General features: G+C 72.7%; 2 protein-coding genes and 1 pseudogene. All 3 read left to right on the top strand.

Annotated features, from left to right (window positions below; all coding sequences use genetic code 11):
* Positions 1-43 precede the first annotated feature (43 nt).
* Complete coding sequence (nadC, locus tag C1I97_RS35670) at positions 44-1,021, top strand: carboxylating nicotinate-nucleotide diphosphorylase (protein WP_111007084.1); 978 nt, start codon at positions 44-46, stop codon at positions 1,019-1,021.
* 5 nt (positions 1,022-1,026) lie between these two features.
* Positions 1,027-1,824 (top strand): type III pantothenate kinase, encoded by a 798-nt coding sequence (locus C1I97_RS35665; RefSeq protein WP_111007083.1) that lies wholly within the window; start codon positions 1,027-1,029, stop codon positions 1,822-1,824.
* A gap of 77 nt (positions 1,825-1,901) precedes the next feature.
* Positions 1,902-2,235, top strand: a pseudogene (locus C1I97_RS35660) (hypothetical protein); the annotation flags it as partial.

Here is a 2,235-nt window from a genome sequence, read left to right as displayed (position 1 = left end):
CCGAGGCCCCCGCGGCCCCGCGTCCCCAGGAGCAGTGACACAAGTGAGCACCGAAGACCTTCCCCTCGCCTCGAACGGCTGCTGCGGCGGCGGCTGTGCCTGCGGCGCGGACGCCGGCGAGGAGTACCTGGAGTGCGGGCTCGACCCCGCGCTCGCCCAGCTCCTGGTGGACGCCGGACTCGACCCCGTCGAGGTCGAGGACATCGCGAACGTCGCCATCCAGGAGGACCTCGACCACGGTGTGGACGTGACGACGGTCGCGACCATCCCCGAGACGGCCGTGGCCACCGGTGACTTCATCGCGCGCGAGGCGGGCGTCGTGGCCGGGCTGCGCGTGGCCGAGGCCGTGCTGTCGGTCGTCTGCACGGACGAGTTCGAGGTCGAGCGGCACGTCGAGGACGGCGACCGCGTCGAGGCCGGGCAGAAGCTGCTGTCGGTCACCACGCGCACGCGTGACCTGCTGACCGCCGAGCGCAGCGCGCTGAACCTGCTGTGCCGCCTGTCCGGCATCGCGACCGCCACGCGTGCGTGGGCGGACGCCCTGGAGGGCACCAAGGCGAAGGTGCGCGACACCCGCAAGACCACGCCCGGCCTGCGCTCGCTGGAGAAGTTCGCCGTCCGGTGCGGCGGCGGCGTCAACCACCGCATGTCGCTGTCGGACGCGGCCCTGGTCAAGGACAACCACGTGGTGGCCGCCGGCGGCGTCGGACAGGCCTTCAAGGCCGTGCGGGAGGCGTTTCCCGAGGTGCCGATCGAGGTCGAGGTGGACACTCTGCACCAGCTGCGCGAGGTCGTGGACGCCGGCGCCGACCTGGTCCTGCTGGACAACTTCACGCCCGGCGAGTGCGAGGAGGCCGTGGCGATCGCCGGGGGCCGGGCGCTGCTGGAGGCATCGGGCCGGCTCACCCTGGACAACGCCCGCGCCTACGCCGGGACCGGCGTCGACTTCCTGGCCGTGGGGGCCCTGACCCACTCCTCGCCGATCCTGGACATCGGCCTGGACCTGCGCGAGGTGGAGTGACGGCCATGCTCCTGACGATCGACGTCGGCAACACGCACACGGTCCTGGGCCTGTTCGACGGGGAGGACATCGTCGAGCACTGGCGCATCTCCACGGACGCGCGCCGCACGGCCGACGAGCTGGCGGTGCTGCTGAACGGCCTCATGGGCATGCACCCGCTGCTCGGCGACGAGCTGGGCGACGGCATCGACGGCATCGCGGTCTGCGCGACCGTGCCGTCGGTGCTGCACGAGCTGCGGGAGGTGACGCGGCGCCACTACGGCGACGTGCCCGCGGTGCTCGTCGAACCGGGCGTGAAGACGGGCGTGCCGATCCTGTTCGACAACCCCAAGGAGGTCGGCGCCGACCGGATCATCAACGCGGTGGCGGCGAACGAGCTGTACGGCGGACCGGCGATCGTCGTCGACTTCGGTACGGCGACGACGTTCGACGCGATCAGCGCGCGCGGGGAGTACGTCGGCGGGGTCATCGCGCCCGGCATCGAGATCTCCGTGGAGGCGCTGGGCGTCAGGGCGGCGCAGCTGCGGAAGATCGAGGTGGCCCGGCCGCGCAGCGTGATCGGCAAGAACACGGTCGAGGCGATGCAGGCCGGGATCATCTACGGGTTCGCGGGGCAGGTCGACGGGGTGACGCGCCGGATGGCCCGGGAGCTGGCCGACGATCCGGACGACGTGACGGTGATCGCGACGGGCGGGCTGGCGCCGATGGTGCTGGGCGAGTCCTCGGTGATCGACGAGCACGAGCCGTGGCTGACGCTGATCGGGCTGCGGCTGGTGTACGAGCGGAACGTGTCGCGCCTCTGAGAGGGCGCCTGATCAGGGAAGGGTTCCGAGCGCGTGCCGCATGTCGAATTTGTCCGATTGGCGCGTATGGTCGGCCCATGCCCACGCCACACGGAACCCGCGGCGGCATGGCGTTCGGCGCGGAGGAGCTGCGCGTGCTCCGCCGCGCCCTCGCCCTGGCCGCTCACTCCCGTCCCGCCGGCGCCGAGGACGTGCGGGACTGCCTCCGGCTCGCCGAGTCGCTCGACGAGGCGATGCGCGAGGGTGCCCGGCTGCGCGCGTTCCTGCTGGCCGACCTCGCCCGCCACCGTGCCGCCCTCCCCGGCGCGGTGGCTGCCTACCTGACCCTCCTCGAGGAGTGCCTGGACGCCGACCATCGCCCCACCCCCGACGACGTGACCGCCCTCCAGGCCATGCACGGCAACCCGGCCG

This window comes from Streptomyces sp. NTH33 (genome assembly GCF_003236365.1).
Taxonomy (GTDB): domain Bacteria; phylum Actinomycetota; class Actinomycetes; order Streptomycetales; family Streptomycetaceae; genus Streptomyces.
The sequence above is the reverse complement of the archived record's forward strand: the minus strand, read 5'-3'. Positions and strand labels throughout refer to the sequence as shown.